The sequence below is a fragment of the Cellulosimicrobium sp. NPDC057127 genome (genome assembly GCF_042670945.1).
Classification (GTDB): Bacteria; Actinomycetota; Actinomycetes; order Actinomycetales; family Cellulomonadaceae; genus Cellulosimicrobium.
Window position 1 is genome coordinate 226,809 of the sequence record NZ_JBHUUP010000006.1, and the last position, 19,109, is coordinate 245,917.

General features: G+C 75.1%; 15 protein-coding genes. 9 read left to right on the top strand and 6 right to left on the bottom strand.

The window, feature by feature from the left end:
- The first annotated feature begins 12 nt into the window (after nucleotides 1-12).
- A complete protein-coding gene (eboE, locus tag ACFTZA_RS08520; protein WP_378192812.1) occupies nucleotides 13-1,191 on the top strand; it encodes a metabolite traffic protein EboE in 1,179 nt (392 codons plus the stop codon).
- Nucleotides 1,188-2,606, top strand: coding sequence for an alkaline phosphatase family protein (locus tag ACFTZA_RS08525; RefSeq protein WP_378192814.1), 1,419 nt, complete (start codon nucleotides 1,188-1,190; stop codon nucleotides 2,604-2,606). The genes eboE and ACFTZA_RS08525 overlap by 4 nt, the downstream gene beginning before the upstream one ends.
- A 44-nt stretch (nucleotides 2,607-2,650) precedes the next feature.
- Here ACFTZA_RS08525 and ACFTZA_RS08530 read toward each other — a convergent pair whose 3' ends face one another.
- Nucleotides 2,651-3,901, bottom strand: a complete 1,251-nt coding sequence (locus tag ACFTZA_RS08530) for an alpha/beta hydrolase family protein (protein WP_378192816.1) — start codon at nucleotides 3,899-3,901, stop codon at nucleotides 2,651-2,653.
- A 99-nt stretch (nucleotides 3,902-4,000) separates the two neighbouring features.
- A complete protein-coding gene (locus ACFTZA_RS08535; protein ID WP_378192818.1) occupies nucleotides 4,001-7,627 on the bottom strand; it encodes a S8 family serine peptidase in 3,627 nt (1,208 codons plus the stop codon).
- A gap of 237 nt (nucleotides 7,628-7,864) precedes the next feature.
- Between ACFTZA_RS08535 and ACFTZA_RS08540 the strand changes: the two genes are divergently transcribed.
- A complete protein-coding gene (locus tag ACFTZA_RS08540) occupies nucleotides 7,865-8,308 on the top strand; it encodes an OsmC family peroxiredoxin (RefSeq protein ID WP_378192820.1) in 444 nt (147 codons plus the stop codon).
- 93 nt (nucleotides 8,309-8,401) lie between these two features.
- On the opposite strand, the gene ACFTZA_RS08545 is transcribed toward ACFTZA_RS08540, so the two are convergent.
- Entirely contained in the window at nucleotides 8,402-9,442 is a 1,041-nt protein-coding gene (locus tag ACFTZA_RS08545; RefSeq protein WP_378192822.1) for an NAD-dependent epimerase/dehydratase family protein, read from the bottom strand.
- 214 nt (nucleotides 9,443-9,656) lie between these two features.
- On the opposite strand from ACFTZA_RS08545, the gene ACFTZA_RS08550 reads away from it, so the two are divergent.
- The 3 genes from ACFTZA_RS08550 (at nucleotide 9,657) to ACFTZA_RS08560 (ending at nucleotide 13,554) form a co-directional block, all read left to right on the top strand.
- On the top strand, nucleotides 9,657-9,893 hold the full coding sequence (locus ACFTZA_RS08550) for a DUF3072 domain-containing protein (RefSeq protein WP_378192824.1): 237 nt from the start codon (nucleotides 9,657-9,659) through the stop codon (nucleotides 9,891-9,893).
- A 158-nt stretch (nucleotides 9,894-10,051) separates the two neighbouring features.
- Entirely contained in the window at nucleotides 10,052-13,033 is a 2,982-nt protein-coding gene (locus ACFTZA_RS08555; protein ID WP_378192854.1) for an FAD-binding and (Fe-S)-binding domain-containing protein, read from the top strand.
- Nucleotides 13,030-13,554 (top strand): hypothetical protein, encoded by a 525-nt coding sequence (locus ACFTZA_RS08560; protein WP_378192826.1) that lies wholly within the window; start codon nucleotides 13,030-13,032, stop codon nucleotides 13,552-13,554. Before ACFTZA_RS08555 ends, ACFTZA_RS08560 begins: the two co-directional genes overlap by 4 nt.
- Here ACFTZA_RS08560 and ACFTZA_RS08565 read toward each other — a convergent pair.
- The gene (locus ACFTZA_RS08565) at nucleotides 13,551-14,324 is read right to left on the bottom strand and encodes a hypothetical protein (protein WP_378192828.1); all 774 of its coding nucleotides are present in this window, start codon (nucleotides 14,322-14,324) and stop codon (nucleotides 13,551-13,553) included. The genes ACFTZA_RS08560 and ACFTZA_RS08565 overlap by 4 nt on opposite strands.
- A gap of 70 nt (nucleotides 14,325-14,394) precedes the next feature.
- Between ACFTZA_RS08565 and ACFTZA_RS08570 the strand changes: the two genes are divergently transcribed.
- Nucleotides 14,395-15,006 (top strand): nitroreductase family protein, encoded by a 612-nt coding sequence (locus ACFTZA_RS08570; RefSeq protein ID WP_378192830.1) that lies wholly within the window; start codon nucleotides 14,395-14,397, stop codon nucleotides 15,004-15,006.
- Between the two features lies 1 nt (nucleotide 15,007).
- Here ACFTZA_RS08570 and ACFTZA_RS08575 read toward each other — a convergent pair whose 3' ends face one another.
- Entirely contained in the window at nucleotides 15,008-15,811 is an 804-nt protein-coding gene (locus ACFTZA_RS08575) for a 2-phospho-L-lactate guanylyltransferase (protein WP_378192832.1), read from the bottom strand.
- Nucleotides 15,804-16,748: a 2-phospho-L-lactate transferase gene (cofD, locus tag ACFTZA_RS08580; protein ID WP_378192834.1), complete on the bottom strand. Its 945-nt coding sequence runs from the start codon at nucleotides 16,746-16,748 to the stop codon at nucleotides 15,804-15,806. The genes ACFTZA_RS08575 and cofD overlap by 8 nt, the downstream gene beginning before the upstream one ends.
- A 66-nt stretch (nucleotides 16,749-16,814) precedes the next feature.
- Here cofD and ACFTZA_RS08585 point away from each other — a divergent pair, with 66 nt between their 5' ends.
- A complete protein-coding gene (locus ACFTZA_RS08585; protein ID WP_378192836.1) occupies nucleotides 16,815-17,135 on the top strand; it encodes an MTH1187 family thiamine-binding protein in 321 nt (106 codons plus the stop codon).
- A 91-nt stretch (nucleotides 17,136-17,226) separates the two neighbouring features.
- Entirely contained in the window at nucleotides 17,227-18,678 is a 1,452-nt protein-coding gene (locus ACFTZA_RS08590) for a hypothetical protein (protein ID WP_378192838.1), read from the top strand.
- Nucleotides 18,679-19,109: the final 431 nt, after the last annotated feature.

The window sequence follows — 19,109 nt, forward strand, 5'->3', positions numbered from 1 at the left end:
GGAGCCCCCACCGTGCTGCTGTCCTACTGCACCAACGTCCATCCCGCCGAGGACCTCGACGGCGTGCTCGACCAGCTCGCGCGCTACGCCGCGCCCGTGCGCGAGGCGGCCGGCCTCGACGTGCTCGGCGTCGGGCTGTGGATGCCCGCCGCGCTCGCCCACCGCCTCGCCGGGTCGGCGGCCGACCGCGACCGGCTGCGCGCGGCGCTCGCCGAGCACCGGCTCCGGGTCCACACGCTCAACGCGTTCCCGTACGGCGGCTTCCACTCCGAGGTCGTCAAGCTCGACGTGTACACGCCGACGTGGGCGGACCCGGAGCGGCTCGCCTACACGCTCGAGTGCGCGGAGGTCCTCGCCGACCTGCTGCCGGACGGCTCCGACGGCACAGCGGGATCGATCTCGACGCTCCCTCTGGGGTGGCGCGAGCCGTGGACGGAGGCCGACGACGCGGCGGCGACCCGCGCGTTCGCGGAGCTCTCCGCCGGCCTGCGGGAGATCGCGGAGCGCACGGGCCGCGTCGTGCGCGTCGCCGTCGAGCCCGAGCCGGGCTGCGTGCTCGACACGGTCGACGACGTCGTGGCCTGGCTCGCGGAGCGGACGCGCCCCGACCTGCCGGACGACCGGCGCATCGACCCCGAGCACGTCGGCGTGTGCCTGGACACGTGCCACCTCGCGGTGTCGTTCGCCGACCCGGCCGGCGCCGTGCGGCGCATCACGGACGCGGGGCTGCGCGTCGTCAAGGTGCAGGCGTCGGCCGCGCTGCACGTCGCGGACCCGTCGGACCCCGCCGCGCGGGACGCCGTCGGTCGGTTCTCGGAGAAGCGCTACATCCACCAGGTGCGCGAGCAGGCCGCGGACGGCGCGGTGCTCGCCGCCGACGACCTGCCCGACGCGCTCGGCGGCGGGCTGCCCGCGACCGGTCCGTGGCGGGTCCACTTCCACGTGCCGCTGCACCACGAGCCGCAGGCGCCGCTCGCGGCGACGACGGACGTGCTGCGCACCGCCGTCGCGGCCGTCCGCGCGGCGCCGTACGGCGACGACGCTCACCTCGACGTCGAGACGTACACGTGGTCCGTGCTCCCCGAGGGGGCCGCGACCGACTCGCTCGTCGCCGGCATCGCGTCGGAGCTGCGGTGGGCGACCGTGCGCCTGCTGCCCGACGACGCACCGACCACCAGGAGGACCGCATGAAGCCCGTGCTGCTGCTCGACGTCGTCGGGCTCACGTCCACCGCGCTCGCGCACATGCCGCGCCTGCGCCAGCTCGCCGCCGGGGGGTGGCAGTCCGAGCTGCGCACCGTCCTGCCCGCCGTGACGTGCTCGGTGCAGTCGACGATGCTCACGGGCCTGAGCCCGGCGGAGCACGGCATCGTCGGCAACGGCTGGTACTTCCGCGGTCTCGGGGACGTCTACCTGTGGCGTCAGCACAACCGGCTCGTCGCGGGGGAGAAGCTGTGGGAGGCGGCGCGCGACGCCCGCTCGGGGTACCGCGCCGCGAACGTCTGCTGGTGGTACGCGATGGGCATGACGACCGACGTCACGGTCACGCCGCGCCCGATCTACCACGCCGACGGCCGCAAGTCGCCGGACGCGTACGTGCGCCCGCCGGCGCTGCACGACGACCTCGTCGAGCGGTTCGGCGAGTTCCCGCTCTTCACGTACTGGGGGCCGACGGCGTCGATCGCGTCGTCGCGCTGGATCGTCGACGCGACGCGGCACGTCATGCGCACGCACGCGCCCGACCTGACGATGGCGTACGTCCCGCACCTCGACTACGACCTCCAGCGGTTCGGTCCCGACGACCCGCGGTCGCACGCCGCGGCCGCGGAGCTCGACGCGACGCTCGCGCCGCTGCTCGACGACTGCGCGAACCAGGGCGTCACGGTGCTCGTCGTGTCCGAGTACGGGATCGCCGACGTCGACCGGCCGGTCCACCTCAACCGCATCCTGCGGCGCGAGGGCCTGCTCGAGGTGTACGTGCAGGACGGCAAGGAGCAGCTCGACCCGTGGGCGTCGCGCGCGTTCGCCGTCGCCGACCACCAGGTCGCGCACGTGTACCTCGGCGACCCGCAGGACACCGCGCTCCAGCGGCGCGTCGCCGACCTGCTGCGCACCGTCCCGGGCGTCGACGAGGTGCTCGACCGTGAGGCCCAGGCCCGGTACGGGCTCGACCACGAGCGGGCCGGCGAGCTCGTCGTCGTGGCCGAGCCGGGCGCCTGGTTCACGTACTACTTCTGGCTCGACGACGCGCGCGCGCCCGAGTACGCGCGCGGCGTCGACATCCACCGCAAGCCGGGCTACGACCCCGCCGAGCTCTTCTTCGACCCGGCCGACCCGCTCGCCAAGGCGAAGGCGGGCCTCAACCTCGTCAAGAAGAAGGTCGGTCTGCGCTACGCGATGAGCACCGTGCCGCTCGACGCGTCGCACGTGCGGGGCAGCCACGGCCGCCTGCCCGACTCGTCCGCCGACACACCGCTCGTGCTGTGCTCGGACACGGACGTGCCGGCATCGGTCGCCGCCCTGGTGGAGTCCGACGGCGGACAGGTGCCCGCCGCGGCGGTCAAGGGCCTCGTCCTCGAGCTGCAGGGGCTCGGCGCGCGCGTCTGAGCCGTCCTTCCGCGGCGGCCCCGCCGGGCCGCCGCGGCAGCGCCCTACCGGGTGGGGACCTCGGCGAGGCGAGCATCGAGCCAGTCGAACATCCGCTCCTCGGTGAGGGCCCGCGCGAGCGGCTGGCAGTGCAGGTTCGCGCCCTCGGCCGCGGTGAAGCGCACGAGCGTCGTCACGTCGGGGGCGAGCGCAGCGAGGCGCTCGGGCTGCCCCGGCCAGAACTGCTCGCCCTCGGGGTCGGTGACCAGCAGCGGCGTGGTGATGCGCCCGGCGACGTCGGTCGCGTCGTACCGACGGACCTCGCGCAGCGTGGCCGCGTACCCGTCGGTGCCGTACGGCCGCGCGCGGAAGCGCCAGGTCCGAGCGGTGGCCCTCGACAGGCGCATGCCGACACCCATGTCGCGGTCGAAGGCGTGGTCGTCGCCCGCGTCGAGCAGCTTCAGCAGGCTCTTCGGCAGCTCCTTCTCCCAGGACGCCGCGACGTCGACCACGCCCGGATCCACGACCGCGGCCGCGGGCCGGTGCTCGAACGCGAGCGCGCGCGCCACCCAGTAGCCGGCCTGGCTGATCCCGTAGACGGCCACGCGGTCGGCGTCGACGTCGGGGCGCTCGAGCACCGTGTCGAGCACGGGCGTGAGCACGGTCTCGAAGTCGGGGCGGAACGGCACGTCGTGCTCGAACAGCATCGACTGCTGGCCCGGGCCGTCGAACACGAGCGCGTGGTAGCCGCGGGCGAGCGCGCCGTGCACGCACGCCCGCCACATCGCGGGCAGGGAGCCGTCGGAGCCGTTGACGCCGACGAGCGTCGGACGCCTCCCGGGAGCGGCGTCCGCGCCCGGTCCCCTGCCCGGCGCCCGGAAGAAGTACCCGGGCAGGGCCGTGCCCTCGTAGGGGATCGTCACCGCGGAGACGTCGACGTCGGACAGCTCGCACCAGCGGTCCCAGGCCGCTCGGTGCTTCCGGAACGTCGGGAGGAGGGCCTCGTCGGACTCGAGCGCCGCGACGGCGTTCACGGCGACGCCGTAGTACGTCGCGGCGCGCAGGGACGCGGACGCGGCGCTCACGGCGTGCCCGCCGGCCGCCGCCGCCTCGCCCTGCGCGGAGACGCGGTCGCCGAGGCCGTCCCAGGCGGCGAACCACCCCTCGTGGTCGGAGTCCTTGACGCCGGAGACGGCGGCGAGGACCTCGCCGACGTCGGACGCTCCGCTGGAGGCGGCGCCGAGCACGCCGCGGATCTCGTAGTCGAGGTCGTGGTCACCGGCGAAGCCGGCCGTGAACGGGTCGTGACGTGCCATGTCGTGCCCCTTCTCGCGTCGCGCGTCCTGCGGTGAGGACGGCCGAGGGCCGCCACCCCGGAGGGTGACGGCCCTCGGTCCGTCGTGCGAGGCGTCAGCTCATGAGCAGCTCAGCGCCTCGTGCTCGGCCCGGTACGTCGTGGTGACGTCCGTGCCGTCGATCTCGGCGGCGGCCTCGACCGTCACGGTCCCGGCCTCGACCGCGTCCGCGCGGACGGCGAACGCGTGGTACGCGTTCCTGCCGTCCACGACGTCCGTGAAGGTGCGGTCCCCGTGGGCCGTCGTGACCGTCAGGTCGGCGGCGGCGCCGGACTCGTTGAGCACCCGGACCGCGACGTACGCCGACCCCGCGAGGCAGCGGGGCTGGGCGGTGACGGTCACGTCGACGACCGCGTCCGACGTCGTGACGTCCACGGTCTGCCAGCGCTTCGACGCCGTCGCGTTGTGCAGGTGCAGCAGCAGGAGCTGCCCGCTGCCCTCCTGCGCGGCGGCCTCGGACCGGTGCACGGTCACCGGGGCGTCGTCCGCCCCGGCGAAGAGCAGCTGGTCCGAGCCCTCGAACCAGTACGCCGGGTCGAACGGGTCGCCCGTGAACGACTCCGTCGCGTCGACGAGCTGGTCGGTGGCGGACGAGTACGGCGAGTAGGTCCGCACCTGGAACGTCGGCTGCGTGCCCTCCTCGATCCCGAGCGAGCCGATGCCCACCGGGATGACGACGACGTTGCTGTCGAACACCGACGTGTCGACGTCGCCCCACAGCGAGTTGACCGGCTGGAGGTCGATGTTCTCGCCGGCCTCCCACTCGGTGCCGTCGGGAGCCGTCCAGTCCTTCAGCGTGAACGTGGCCGCGAGGGTCAGGTCGGTCTCGGCGTTGTACTTCATCACCGCGACCTCGAAGTCCGACGAGCCGTCGGAGTCGACGTCCACCTCGACGGCGGGCATCGAGACCGAGCCGAGGCTCGCCCACGGCGCGTCCACGGCGACGCCGATGCCGATGGTGCCCGTGCTCGGGTCCCCGCCGGCTGCCGCGAGCTGCGGCGCGGTGGACGAGAAGCCGACCGCCCGCACGTCGGCCGACGCGATCGCGCTGGGCGACGTGCCGACCGAGGCGTCCGCCTCGAGCCGCGGGCTCGTGGCCTTGAGCTCGAACGGCGCGAGCAGGGAGAGCCAGCCTCCGGAGGCGATCCCGCGGCCGTCGAGGTCGAGCTCCGCCGTCGTGGCCTCGCCACCGAACGTCACGGGCTTGGCCGTCAGGTCGCTCACGAGGCGCGGCGACGCCTGCACGGGGACGCGGAGCTCGGAGCCGCCGTCGGCGGGCGTGAGCACGACACGACCGCTGAGGGACGACGCGTAGTCGCGCGGGACGCCGAGACCGGAGTCGTCCGAGGACGTCGGGTCGAGCTCCTTGGCGAGCGTCTCCGGGTCCGCGGTGAGGGTGACGGTGACGACCGTCTGCTGCCCGGCCGGGACGGTCACCTCGGCCGGGGCCACGGAGACCGTCGCCCCGCCCGCGGTGCTCGACTGCGTGAAGCCGGTCGCGTACGTCACGGGCGTGTCGCCGGTGTTGCGCACGGTCACGGTGTCGCGCAGCGTCACGGTGTCGGCGCCCACGTCGACGACGCCGAAGCCGAGCGAGACGCCGTCGGAGTCCTGCGAGGCGTACGCGAGCGTCGTGTTCTCCACGGCCTGCAGCGCGTCCACGCGGCCGGACCCGACGCGCTCGGGGCCGTACGCGGTGCCGGTGCCCGACGGCCCGGTGAAGACGTCGTGCGTCGCGGTGTTCATCACGGACGTCTTGATCTCCTGCGGGCCCCAGCCGGGCTGTGCCTGCTTGACCAGTGCGGCCACGCCCGCGACGTGCGGCGTCGCCATCGACGTGCCGGACTTGATGCCCGCCGCGTCGAGACGGCCGGACGCCGCGGAGGCGATGCCGGTGCCGGGAGCGGCGACGTCGGGCTTGACCACGCCGAGCGAGCCGTGCACGCCGCGCGAGGAGCCGGCGTTGAGCGTGTCGCCGATCTCGGGGATCTCGACGAACTCGGAGAGGGCGTAGGACGGGCCGATCGTCATCACGACGCTCCCGCCCTCGATCGCGGGACGCAGGGCCTCGTGGCTCGGACCCGTGAGCTGCGCGCCGGGGATGCCCGCGTTGCCGGCGATGCCGGCGACGAACGACGACAGCTCGGACGACAGCAGCACGCCCACGGCGCCCGCGTCCTCCGCGTTGTCGAAGCGGTCCGTGCTGCCGCACTCGCGCGTCGCGTCGACGTCGTCCCACCACAGGAACGCGATCTTGCCCGCGACGGCGGCGGACTGCTCGGGCGTGAACGCCTCGCAGCCGCTGAAGTCGTCGGCGACGAACGCGACCGGGGCGGTCACGTCCTCCTCGCCCGCGTAGTTCACGGAGTTCTGCGCCGGGTACGTCTCGGCGAGCTCGGCGGGCTCGGTGACCTCGACGGCGTCGAACGTCTGCGTGCCGCCCACGGAGTTCGCGACGGTGAGCGCCGTGCGCGAGTTGCCGGGCGAGCCGCCCACGTCGGTCACGTCGCCCGCGTTGCCGGACGCGATGACCGACAGCGTGCCGAGGCGCGAGAGCTGGTCGATGAAGAGGTTCTCCGGGTCGTCCGCGGGGCTGCCGTCCGAGCCGAGGGAGAGGTTGACGATGTCCAGGCGGTCGGAGAGGTCGCCGTCCTGGTTCGGGTCCGCCGCCCACTCGAGCGCGTCGACGACGACACCCGTGGAGCCGCCGAGGTCGCCGAACACCTTGAGGGCGTACAGGCCGGCCTCCGGTGCGGAACCCGGGCCGACCTTCCAGTCGGCGATGTCCGTCAGCGTCGAGTAGTCGCCGCGGAACGTCTCGGAGTCGGCGGTCACGCCGTACCCGGCGACGGTGCCGGCGACGTGCGTCCCGTGGCCCGAGCCGATGGTGTCGAGCGAGTCGATCGGGTTCTCGTCGGGCGACGGGACGAGGGTCGTGCCCTCGACCGTGCCGGACGCGTCGTAGTCGTACCCGGCGAAGTCGTGGCCGCCCAGGTACTTCAGCTCGTCGTAGGTGCCCTCGGGGACCGGTCCGGCGCCGCGCTCGCCGTAGGCCTCGTCGTAGGCCTCCTGCGTGCCGGGGCCGCCGAAGTCCGCGTGCGTGTAGTCGAGGCCGGTGTCGATGACGCCGATGCGCACGCCCTCGCCGGTGAGGCCGGTGCTCTGCCACGTCTCCATCGCGCGCGAGAAGGCGTCGGTGCCCTTGTTGGCGGGCTTCTTCGGGATGATGCGGTAGACCTTGACGACCGCGGCGTCGCGCGCCAGGTCGCGCACGCGCTCCGCGTCGCCCGTGACGACGACGCCCGCGACGAGCGTGCTGGTCACGGACACCTGCTGGGGGCTGCGGGCCCCCGCGCTGCGCGCCGTCGCCTGGTCGGGGACGACGTCGTCCGCGAGCGTGGCGACGTCGGTCGCGTTGTCCTCGACCTCCTGGGCGCTGGCGCCCTGGGCGGTGAGGTCGACGCCCGACGGGGCGTCCAGCTCGACGAACGCGGTGACGGTCCCGGCCGCGGAGGCGAGCGACGGGGCGACCTTGTCGACCGGGTCGAGCGCCGCGCCGTCGCGGACGCTCGTGCCGGTGGGCTCGTCGGGTGCCGGTGCGGCGGCGGCGGGCAGCGCGCCCGCGGCGGCGACCGCGAGGCCGGCGGCTGCCGCCGTCAGGGTCGCGGGTAGAGAACGGTGCTTCATCGACACTCATTTCCCCGGCTGTACCGGATCTGGCGAAGGTGCGGGTCGGTTCCTTCCCTGGGGTCCGGCGAACAGGTCGAACGACGCCCCCGGGTGAACGGTAACCTCCGGGTACGTCGGTTGCCCAGGGACAGCGTCGAACTGGCCGGCCCTCCGGCGACGGCCCGCCGGCCGCGCTACGGTCGGGACGAGCCCGGGTGCGCACGCCCGGGACCCCGACGCCGAAGGAGCATCCCCATGGCAACCCGCACCGCACGCACCGCCTGGAACGGCGGTCTCCAGGACGGCCAGGGCCAGGTCGAGCTGTCGAGCTCGCAGGTCGGCACGTACGACGTCTCGTTCCCCCGCCGCGTCGCCGACGCCGCGGACGGCGTCACGAGCCCCGAGGAGCTCGTCGCGGCGGCGCACTCCTCCTGCTTCGCGATGCAGTTCTCCGGGCTCCTCGGCAAGGCGGGTGCGACCCCGGTCGCGCTCGAGGTGACGGCCGACGTCACCGTGGAGCCGGACCCGGCCGGCGGTCTCCAGATCACGACGATCGCGCTGACGGTCCGCGGCGAGGTCGAGGGCATCGACGCGGACGGCTTCCGGCAGACCGCCGAGGAGGCGAAGAAGACCTGCCCGGTGTCCAAGGCGCTCGCGGGCGTGCCGACGGTCACCGTGGAGGCCACCCTCGAGGGCTGAGCCCACCGCGGCGCCCGCGCGACACGCCGGCCACGGCCCCGTGCTCCTGCCGACCGCAGCGGTCGAGCGGAGGCGCGGGGCCGTCGTCGTGCGTCAGCGAGGCTTCAGCGGAGGCGTCGAGACGCCCGCGCCGTCGCGGATGCCGTCGACGAGCTCTACCAGCGTGTCCTTCGCGTCGTGGACCGGTGCCCACCGCAGGAGCTCGCGCGCGAGGGTGGAGTCGAGCACCGGGACGCGCATCGCCATGTCGAGCCAGCCCTCGCCGACCGGCACGACCCGCGCGCGCCAGCCCGCGGCGACCGCCGCGCGCGCCGTCCCGTACGGCACGGTCCGCAGCTCCCCGTCCGCGACGACGTCCGCGACGTCCTGCGCGGTCAGCACCCGCGGGTGGGCGATGTTGAACGGGCCCGGGTGGCGGCCGACGACGATCCGCACGTACGCGTCGGCGAGGTCGTCGGCGTGCACGACCTGCAGGCGCAGGCCCTCCGGCAGCGTCACGAGGGGCAGCGGTGCGCGCCGGACGACGGGCGTGCCGAACGGGCCGAGGAAGTACCGCGTGATCTCCGACGCGGCGTCCCGCTGGAAGACGAGCGCCGAGCGCACGCGCGAGACGACGAGACCCGTGTCGCGGTCGACCTCGTCGAGGAGGGACTCGACCGCCGCCTTGTCCTCGGCGTACGAGGAGCCGGGGATGCCGTCCGCCGGCCACGCCTCGGAGACCGGCTCGTCGCGGCGCTCGCCGTACGGGGCGGGCGAGCAGGCGCCCACCGAGGAGGCGACCACGAGGTGCTGCACCCCGGCACGCAGGGCGGCGTCGGCCACGCGCCGCGTGCCCTCGACGTTGACGCGGCGCAGGTAGCCGCGCTTGTGGCTGGGCTGGATGGCCCAGGCCAGGTGCACGACGGCGTCCGCGCCGGCGAGCGCGGCGTCGAGCCGCTCGTCGGCGTCGGGCGCGGCGACGTCCGCGTAGCGCCACGTCGCGCGGTCGTGGGGGAAGCCGACGGTGCTCGACCCGTCGGCGCGGGGCACCCGGCGGGCCACGCCCACGACCGAGGTCACGGTGGGCTCCTCCGCGAGCCGGCGCAGCACGGCCGTCCCGACGTTCCCGCTCGCACCGACGACCACCACACGCATGCGCTGCCTCCCGTTCGCTCGTCCCTGCCGTCCTGCGACCTGCACCGACGCTAGCCCTCTCCGGCCGCGTTCGCGCGGGCGGTGGTCCCGGCGGCGCCGACCGTGCCCGCCACGGCCGGACCTCGCGCTCCGGGCGCGTCGCACGCCGGAGGGACGAGGAGCGACCGTCGGCGGACCGACGTAGCGTGACGGCACGCGACACGAGGAGGAGTGCATGAGCACCGAGCAGACCGGCCCGTCCGACGGCCAGGACGCCGGGACCGTCAAGGACCCGCAGGACTGGACGACGGGCGACGAGCCCGCGACGGGAGCCCAGCTGAGCTACCTGCAGACGCTCGCGCGCGAGGCGGGTCGTGACGTCCCGCAGGACCTGACCAAGGCGGACGCCTCGCGCCTGATCGACGAGCTCCAGGGGAGCAGCCCGCGCGTCGGTGACGAGTCCGGGGGCTGACGCAGGCTGCCGCCGGGCGCCCGGCGTCCCCTCGCCGGACGGCCCGGCGGCCCCGCGCGGGCGGGTGCGACAATCGGCCCGTGGCCGCTGACACCGACACCTCGACACCGGACGCGCGACCCGGGGACGGCGCGTCGTCCGCGTCCCACGCCGCCGCCGTGCGCGAGGCGAAGGAGGCCGCGGACGCCGCCCGGGTGGCGCTCGCGGCGGCGCTGCGCACGGTGACGCGCGGTGCGGTCGACGCCTCGACGCGCCGTCGCGCCGAGTACTCCACCGACGCGTCGAACTACCGCGTCGTGCCCGAGGTGGTGGTGTACCCGCGGGACGTCGACGACGTCGTCGCCGCCCTCGACGTGGCTCGCGAGCTGGAGGTGCCGATCACGGCGCGCGGCGCGGGCACGTCCGTGGCGGGCAACTCCGTCGGGCCGGGGGTCGTCGTGGACCTCGCGCAGCACGTGAACCGGGTGGTGAGCGTCGACCCGGAGGCGCGCACGGCGGTCGTCGAGCCGGGCGTCGTCATGTCGGCGCTCCAGCAGGCCGCCGCGCCCCACGGGCTGCGCTTCGGCCCCGACCCGTCGACGCAGAACCGCGCGACGCTCGGCGGCATGATCGGCAACAACGCGTGCGGTCCGCACGCCGTCGCGTACGGGCGTACCGCCGACAACGTGCTCGCGCTCGACGTCGTCGACGGCGCCGGTCGCCGTTTCGTGGCGGGCTCGGGGGACCCGACGTTCGCCGCGGTGCCCGGTCTCGCCGAGCTGGTCCGGGAGAACCTCGCGCTGATCCGCACCGAGTTCGGACGCTTCGGGCGCCAGGTCTCGGGGTACTCGCTCGAGCACCTGCTCCCGGAGAACGGCTCCGACCTGGCCAAGGCGCTCGTGGGGACCGAGGGCACCCTCGTCACCGTGCTCGGCGCGACGGTGCGCCTCGTGCCGGTGCCGTCGAAGCCGACGCTCGTCGTGCTCGGCTACCCCGACATGCCGTCGGCCGCGGACGACGTCCCCACGTTCCTCGGGCTGAGCCCCCTCGCGGTGGAGGGACTCGACGCGCGCCTGGTCGACGTCGTGCGGCGCGCGAAGGGCGACGCGTCGGTGCCTCCGCTGCCGCCGGGAGCGGGCTGGCTCATGGTCGAGGTCGGGGGCGCGACGCCCGAGGAGGCGACGGCGAACGCGGAGGCGATCGTCGCGGCGTCTGGCAGCGAGTCCACGCTGATCCTCCCGGCCGGCCCCGAGGCGACGAAGATGTGGCAGATCCGCGCCGACGGCGCGGGGCTGGCCGGGCGCACGCCGTCGGGCGAGCAGGCGTGGCCGGGCTGGGAGGACTCCGCGGTCCCGCCGGAGAGGCTGGGCGACTACCTGCGCGACCTGGACGCGCTCATGGCGCGCTACGGCGTCGACGGCCTGCCGTACGGGCACTTCGGCGACGGGTGCGTGCACCTGCGCATCGACCTCCCGCTCGAGGCGTCCGGGTCGGTGCTGCGCGCGTTCATGCTCGAGGCGGCCGACCTCGTCGCGCAGCACGGCGGCTCGCTGTCCGGCGAGCACGGCGACGGGCGTGCGCGCTCCGAGCTGCTGCCCGTCATGTACAGCGCCGAGGCGATCGCGCTCATGGAGCGGTTCAAGGCGCTGCTCGACCCGGCCGACGTCATGAACCCGGGCGTCGTCGTGCGTCCGCGCGCGGTCGACGACGAGCTGCGCCGCCCGCACGCCCACCCGGCGCTCGCCCGGGTCGACGCACCGGCGGTCCCCGGAGCGCCCGCGGGGACGGCGCCCGCGAAGATCTCGCGCATCTCGCGCCGCGCCGGCTACCAGGGCTTCTCGTTCGCGCACGACCACGGCGACATCACGCAGGCCGTGCACCGCTGCGTGGGCGTGGGCAAGTGCCGCGCGGACACGAGCGCCGCGGGCGGCTTCATGTGCCCGTCGTACCAGGCGACGAAGGACGAGAAGGACGTCACGCGCGGCCGCGCCCGCGTGCTCCAGGAGGCGGTGAACGGCACGCTCGTCGGCGGCCTCACGGCGCCGGAGGTGCACGAGTCCCTCGACCTGTGCCTGTCGTGCAAGGCCTGCTCGAGCGACTGCCCGGCGGGCGTCGACATGGCGCAGTACAAGTCGGAGGTGCTGCACCGCACCTACCGCGGGCGGCTGCGGCCGGTCGACCACTACTCGCTCGGCTGGCTGCCCGTCTGGGCGCGTCTCGCGACGGGCGTGCCGCGCCTGGCGAACAAGGTGATGTCGTTCCGCCCGGTCGCCAAGGCGGTGCTGTGGGCGGGCGGCATGGACACCCGGCGCGACGTGCCGCGGTTCGCCGAGGTGCCGTTCCGCACGTGGTGGCGGCGCGGGGGTGCGACGCAGGGCGTGCCGGGCCTCGCCGTCGGCCAGCGTCCCGGCCGTCCCGCGCGCAGCGAGCGCCCGAAGGTCGTGCTGTGGACCGACTCGTTCAGCGACACCCTCGCGCCCACAGTGCCGCAGGCGGCGGTGCAGGTGCTCACCGCCGCGGGCTACGACGTCGTCGTGCCCGAGCAGGACGTGTGCTGCGGTCTCACGTGGATCAGCACGGGGCAGCTCGACGGCGCCCGCCGTCGGCTCGAGAGGCTGCTGTCCGTGCTCGGCCCCTACGCCGTCAACGGGATCCCCATCATGGGCCTCGAGCCGTCGTGCACCGGGGTGCTGCGCTCCGACCTCGTCGACCTCTTCCCGGACGACCCGCGCGCGCAGGCCGTCGCGCGCGCGACACGGACGCTCGCCGAGCTGCTCACGTCGGTCGACACCGCCCCGGGCACCGACTCCGGGTGGCGGCTACCCGACCTGTCCGACGTGACCGCCGTCGTGCAGCCGCACTGCCACCACCACTCCGTCATGGGCTTCGCCGCCGACGAGCGCCTGCTGCGCGCCGCGGGTGCCGACATCAAGGTCCTGGCGGGCTGCTGCGGCCTCGCGGGCAACTTCGGCATGCAGAAGGGCCACTACGAGACGTCGGTCGCGGTCGCCGAGAACGCGCTGCTGCCCGCGCTGCGCGAGGCGGAGGAGGGCACGGTCTACCTCGCGGACGGGTTCTCGTGCCGCACCCAGGCCGACCAGCTCGCCGGCGTGCAGGGCAAGGCGCTCGTCGAGCTGCTCGCCGAACGGCTGGATGAGTGATCGCCACCGGCGCGACCGCGGAGCCGCGCGACGTCGCGGCGGCGGCGCTCGCCGCGCGGTACCTCGCGTTCGTCCGGGCTTCCGCGGGGACGCGCGCGGAGCGGCTCGCGGCGGAGGTGTCCGCCGACGTGGTGAACGAGGTCAGCAGGCGCGTGCTCGGCGAGCCCGACCCGTTCCCGACCCTCGACGCGCTCGTGACGCTGGCGCACGAGCTGTCGCTCCAGGGCGACGACGAGCTCCTCGACAGCGTCGGCGCCGGACCGGTCGAGGACGCGATCGTCGAGCGCGCCGACCTTCGACCGGCGATCGCAGAACGCTGCCGGCGCAGCGTCCCCGGGTGGCGCGAGACCGTGCGCGGTGCGTGGGTCGACGCGCACGTCGCCGCGACGCTCCCGCCGCCGCTCGACGGTCTCGTCACCGGCCTGAGAGACGGCGACGGCGACGCGCGCGAGCGGTCGACGGGCACGTCGCGGCGGCGCTCGAAACGCCAGGAGCTCGCGCGGGGCGGCAGGCGTCGCTAGGGCGTCCGGTCGCGCGGCGTGGCGACGAGCAGGCACACCGCCACGGTGAGGAAGAGTCCGGCCGCGAGCAGCTCGCCCGCGGACTCCGCGGCGGCGATGACCCAGCTGAGCGTCCCGCCGACGTACGGCTCGACGACGATCGCCACCATGTCGACGCCGACCGCGCCCACGCCGAGCACGGCGACGCACCCGAGCAGGTAGCCCGACGCCCGCCGGGCGAGAGGGCCGCTGCGCAGGAACGTCACGAGCAGCGCGGTGCCGACGACGACGCCGATGACGCCCCACACGGCCAGCTCGCCCCAGCCCTGGGCGTCGAGGCCGAGCGCACCCGACCAGCCGAGCGAGCGGGCCAGCGCCCCGCCCGCGGTCTCGTGGATCATCAGGCTGTCGTCGGCCGTGACGACGACGAGCATCCCCGCCCACGCCCACAGCACCGGGGCGCGCGGGAGCGCTACCGCCCGGTTCGCCAGGACCGCCGCCGCGACGATCATCACGACCCACGCGGTGATCTCCGCGAACGAGCCGTCCTCGTCGATCTTCGCGCGCGAGGTCGGGTCGTCGGCCACCCCGCCGCCGAGCCTGTAGGCGAGGTCGAGCCCCACGAACGCCAGGGTGACGAGCAGCGAGACGACGACGCCGAGCGTCGCCACGCGGCGGACCGGCGGACCGGAGGCGGGCGTGCGGGGGCCGGGCAGGTCTGCGTCAGCGGCCGCCGTCGCGGCGCCGGTCGTGGCGTAGTCGCCGCGCTGCGACTCGTCGTCGTGGGACATCGGGCCACCATAGTCGTCGGCCTGTCCCGGCCGGGCCCCAGGCAGCGACCGACCTGGCACGATGGCGCGCATGGAGCTCCAGGACGTCGTGCACCGGCGCCGCATGGTCCGGCGGTTCACGGACGAACCCGTGGCTCCCGCGTCCCTCGAGCGGGTGCTGCGCAACGCGGTACGGGCGCCGAGCGCGGGCTTCACGCAGGGGTGGGCGTTCCTCGTGCTCACCGAGCCCGACGACGTCGCGCGCTTCTGGACGGCGACGACGCCGCAGGACTCGGAGCGGGACATGAGCGCGTGGCTCGACGGGATGCGCACGGCCCCGGTGCTCGTCGTCGTGCTCACCTCGAAGGACGCGTACCTGCGGCGGTACGCCGAGCGCGACAAGGGCTGGGTGGACCGCGACGAGCACCGGTGGGCCGTCCCGTACTGGCACGTCGACGCCGGCATGGCGTCGCTGCTCATGCTCCAGACGGCGGTCGACGAGGGGCTCGGGGCGTGCTTCTTCGGGGTGCGGCCGGGGGAGGTACCGCGACTGCACGACGCGTTCGGCATCCCCGACGAGTACGCACCGACCGGCGTCGTCGCTCTCGGGCACCCGGGTGATGCCGGCCCGAGCGGGTCGCCCCGCCGTCGCGCCCGCAGGCCGCTCGAGGACGTCGTGCACCGCGGTCGCTGGAACGCCTGAGTCAGCCGGCCTCGCCGTCGTGCAGGGCCGGCACGTGTCGCCCGACCGCCGCGCGCACCGGTGCGGGCAGCTCGCTCCAGTCGTCGAGGGTGTCGAGGTCGGTCGCGGTCCCGGGGCGCTGCACGACCGTGGCCCGCGCCCCGACGCGGTCGGCCTCCGCGCGGTGCGCGGCCAGGCTGTCGACGCCGAACCGGGATCGGAACACCTGCCGAGCACGACCTTCGTGCCGTTCTGAGGCGGATGACGACATCAACCCCGTGCTCGACGGCGCGGACCACGGCGGGTCGAGCAGCAGCAGGTTCGTCCCGGACCGGTGCCGGTCCGCCGCGACGACGACGGGGGCGTCCTCGGCGAGCAGCGCCGCGACGTCGTCCGTCGTCAGCGCGGGCAGGTCGGCGTGGGCGACGAGCACCCGCGCGGGCCCGTCCTGCGCCGCGACCTCGCGACCGACGTCGACGGCCGCGTTCAGCCCGGGCCGGTCCGCGGGCTGGAGCACGATCCGCAGGCGGTCGGCGTCGTCGGTGAGCAGGGGTGGGCCGTCCTCGGCGTGCGCCGTCGCGCGGTCCACGACGACGTCGCGCAGGGCTCCCCAGGTGAACCGGGGGTCCGACGTCACGACGACCACCCGGTCGACGCCGCCGGACGCGAGGAGCGTCGACACCACGTGCCGCGCGAGCACGGCGACCAGCCGGCTGCGGGCGGCGGGGTCGAGCACGTGCGCGAGACGCGACTTCCCGGACGAGCCGTCGCGCAGCGGCACGACGGCGACCACTCGGCCCGCCCGGACGGCGGCGGGCTCAGCCACGGGCCGCGGCGAGGATCTCGCGGGCGAGGCGCTCGCGACCGTCCGCCCCGCCCATGACCGTGTCGGTGACCAGGACGCGCATCCCGAGCCCGGCGACGTCGTCGGCGAGGTGCGCGTCGCGCTCGTCGACCACCATCAGGTCGACCAGCCCGGCGTACAGGCGTGCGACGCCGAGCGCCGACACCTCGTGACCCAGCGTCGCGAGCATCTGCGCTGCCGGGCCCTTGATCGCCCGGCCCCCGACGATCGGGCTGACCGCGACCCGGCGGGCGCGGGACCCGACGAGCGCCTCGCGCACGCCCGCCACCGCGAGCACCGGCTCGACGGACAGGAACGGGTTGGAGGGCGCGACGACGACGATATCCGCGGCCGCGACCGCCTCCACCACCCCCGGTGCCGGGCGCGCGTCCACGATGCCGTCGTAGACGACGCCGAGCACGTCGTCGGCGTGGCGCCGCCCGACGAAGTACTCCTGGAACCCGAGGCGGCCCGCGGGCGTGTCGACGAGCGTGGCGACGCGGTCGTCGGTGACGGGGACCACGCGCGGGCGGACGCCGAGCGCCGTGGTCAGCCGTGCCGTCACCGTCGACAGCGGGGCCCCGGCGCGCAGGCGGGCCGTGCGGACCACGTGGGTCGCGAGGTCGCGGTCGCCGAGCGTGAACCACGTGTCCTCGCCGAGCCGGCCCATCGCGCCGAGCGCCGCGTACGTCTCGCCGACGACGCCCCACCCGCGCTCCTCGTCGGCGAGACCGGCGAGGGTGTACGTGACGGTGTCGAGGTCGGGCGAGATCGCGAGCCCGTGCAGCTCCACGTCGTCGGCCACGTTCACGACGACGGTCAGGTCCGCCCCGGCGAGGTCCATGCCGTGGGCGAGGCGTGCACCGCCGACCCCTCCGGCCAGCACGGTCACCGGTCCGGCGGTCACAGGCTGAGTCACGCCCCGAGCCTACGTCGGCGCACCGCCGGCACGGCGCCCTGCGCCGCGGGGTGCCACCATGGGCCCATGGCCGTCTTCGCCTTCTCCGTCGCCCCGCTCGGTGCCGGCGAGTCCGTCGCGGACTCCGTCGCCGAGGCCGTCCGCATCGTCCGCGAGTCCGGGCTGCCCAACCGCACGACCTCGATGTTCACCGAGATCGAGGGGGAGTGGGACGAGGTGATGCCCGTCATCCGGCGAGCCACGGACGCCGTCGGGGCCGGCGGGCACCGCGTCTCGCTCGTCGTCAAGGCGGACATCCGTCCCGGCCGTTCGGGCGAGCTCACGGGCAAGGTCGAGCGGGTCGAGGAGCGGCTCGCGGCGGAGGCGGAGGAGACCGGGCACGCCTGACCCGGCTCGTCGCGACACTTGACCACCGCCGTAGGCTAAGGCCGGCGCCCCCGACCCGGTCGCGTCGCCGCACGCAGCAGGAGATCCCCCGATGCCCCTCTTCGAGGTGGACGCCGAGCGTCCGGTACTCGTCCAGCCGCCCCAGCCGGCGGGCGCTTTCGGGACCGACGCGCAGCGTGTCGTCGACGGCAACCTCGAGGGCCTGCTCGGCGAGCAGATCTTCCCCGTGGCGCACGGGTCGTCGCCCGACGAGCCGCACCTGCTGGCGCTCGACGCCGCCGGCCTGCCGGTCGTGATCGAGGTGGCCGCGGAGCTCACCGAGGACGCGCTCACGGCGGCGCTCAACCACGCCGGGAGCGCGGGCCGGCTCACGCGTGCGGAGCTCGCGGCCCGCTACACCGGCGGCGCCGCCCGGTTCCAGCAGGACGTCGCCGCGTTCTACGACAACGTCCCGCTCACGCGCTCGCAGGCGACCGCCCGCACGACGGGCGCGCGGCTCGTCGTCATCTGCTCGAGCGCAGCACCCGGGATCGAGGACGCGCTCGACTTCCTGCGCCAGCCCGGGTCCCCGGTGGCGGTCCTGCGGCTCGGGGTCGTGCACGGTGCCGACGGCCGCCGGTTCGTCGACGTGTCACCGCTCGTGGTGAGCCGTCAGGAGCAGCACGCGCCGGAGCGCGCACCCGTCCGGGCACGCCGTGCGGCGTCCGGTTCCGACTTCGCGGACGGCGTCGCCGTGGGCCGAGCCCTGACCGGCAAGTTTCCCGTGGTGACGCAGCACACGAGCCCCTCGCGGGCCGAGCGTCGGCGGGCCGGCGAGCTCGAGCAGCGCACGTCGTACGGTGCCTCGGTCCCGTCCGCGGACCCGACGGGACCGCTCGACGTCGTCCCGGCCGTCGTCCCGGCGCCCGTGCCCGCACCCGCCCGCGCGGACGTCCCCGTCCTGGGGTCCGTGCCCCCGGACCCGCTGACCGCGCGGGTCGCGTCCGAGCAGGCGGCGACCGGGTGGCCCGACCGCCGGCCGGCGGACCAGGGCGACGACACCCGTGTCCCCCGGACGTCGATCCTCACGCGCGAGTCGGTGCGCACGCGCGAGTCCGTCCGCACCCGCGAGTCGATCCTCACGCACCAGTACGCCCAGCAGCACCCCCCGGCGTCCGAGCGGTCGTACGACCCGCTGTCCTACCGCCCGCCGACGGGCCTCGACGTCGAGGAGCCGGCCGGCCGTGAGGTGGCGCCGGTGCCTCCGCCGTCGGCCGCCGTGCCGCTCGGTCCCGAGGACGACCCGGACCTCGTCGCGCTGGCGCGCGGTCTCGCCGGCCCGCGCCGACTGGTGTGGGCCCGCCCGCGCCGCGGGCAGCGCTTCGAGGCGGTGCTCCAGCCGGACGGCTTCATCGAGCTGTCCGACGGCGCCCGGTTCCGCCACCCCGACCTCGCCGCGGTCGCGGCGTCGGGGACCGCGACCGCGGACGGGTGGAGCGTGTGGCGCCTGGGCGACGACGACGGCCCGACGCTCACGGACGCGTTCCGCGAGCTGCACGCCTGACCGCCGGTCCCTGCTGCATCGTCGGGACGCGTGAGGCGCGTCACCGAGGACCGAGTTGACCGGCGTCGGCCGACGCCGTAATGTTCTCGAGGTCGCCCGGCAGGGAGGAACAGACACCACGGCGCAGCTCCTGAGGAGCAGACGCGAAGTGGCTGGTCCCGCAGGCGAAATCCCCCGCTCGAGAATGTGGCGCAGCGTGCTGCGCCATGACGACGGGTGAGCCCGGCACGGGTTTCGAAGGAATTCCGGTCTCGGCCGGGATTCGGGAGAAAGGCCCAGGCCTGGTAGGCTGGAGAAAGAAAGCCCCGCGCAAAGGTCGGCAAGCCGACCGGAGGCGGTGTGTGTCGGTTGTTTGAGAACTCAACAGTGTGCTTGTTAGTCAATGCCAATTTTTGTCCTCGTGGGCATGGCTGGCTGTTGCCTCGTTCGGG

Coding starts and splice junctions, on each gene's coding strand:
- ACFTZA_RS08540 (WP_378192820.1), top strand. CDS start 7,865: ATGGCAACCCGCACCGCACGCACCGCCTGGAACGGCGGTCTCCAGGAC.
- ACFTZA_RS08585 (WP_378192836.1), top strand. CDS start 16,815: ATGGCCGTCTTCGCCTTCTCCGTCGCCCCGCTCGGTGCCGGCGAGTCC.
- ACFTZA_RS08530 (WP_378192816.1), bottom strand. CDS start 3,901: ATGGCACGTCACGACCCGTTCACGGCCGGCTTCGCCGGTGACCACGAC.
- ACFTZA_RS08545 (WP_378192822.1), bottom strand. CDS start 9,442: ATGCGTGTGGTGGTCGTCGGTGCGAGCGGGAACGTCGGGACGGCCGTG.
- ACFTZA_RS08570 (WP_378192830.1), top strand. CDS start 14,395: ATGGAGCTCCAGGACGTCGTGCACCGGCGCCGCATGGTCCGGCGGTTC.
- ACFTZA_RS08565 (WP_378192828.1), bottom strand. CDS start 14,324: ATGTCCCACGACGACGAGTCGCAGCGCGGCGACTACGCCACGACCGGC.
- ACFTZA_RS08590 (WP_378192838.1), top strand. CDS start 17,227: ATGCCCCTCTTCGAGGTGGACGCCGAGCGTCCGGTACTCGTCCAGCCG.
- ACFTZA_RS08535 (WP_378192818.1), bottom strand. CDS start 7,627: ATGAAGCACCGTTCTCTACCCGCGACCCTGACGGCGGCAGCCGCCGGC.
- ACFTZA_RS08525 (WP_378192814.1), top strand. CDS start 1,188: ATGAAGCCCGTGCTGCTGCTCGACGTCGTCGGGCTCACGTCCACCGCG.
- ACFTZA_RS08550 (WP_378192824.1), top strand. CDS start 9,657: ATGAGCACCGAGCAGACCGGCCCGTCCGACGGCCAGGACGCCGGGACC.